General features: G+C 46.7%; 1 protein-coding gene. It reads left to right on the forward strand.

The annotated features are described in order from the left end of the window. A partial coding sequence (locus V5P19_RS24020) for an N-6 DNA methylase (protein WP_334408055.1) occupies positions 1-255 on the forward strand: 255 nt, incomplete at both ends.

Consider the following 255-nt stretch of genomic DNA (forward strand, 5'->3'; position numbering starts at 1 on the left):
CTTTACACCGCAGCACGTCTCTAAGCTGATTGCACAACTGGCTATGCACGGGCAGACCCACGTTAACAAAATCTACGACCCGGCAGCAGGCTCCGGTTCGCTGTTGTTGCAGGCGAACAAACAGTTTGATGACCATATCATCGAAGAAGGTTTTTTTGGTCAGGAAATCAACCATACGACCTATAACCTGGCGCGTATGAACATGTTTTTGCACAACATCAACTACGACAAGTTTGATATCAAGCTGGGTAATAC

The sequence above is a fragment of the Enterobacter sp. UNJFSC 003 genome (assembly GCF_036903355.1).
Classification (GTDB): Bacteria; Pseudomonadota; Gammaproteobacteria; order Enterobacterales; family Enterobacteriaceae; genus Enterobacter.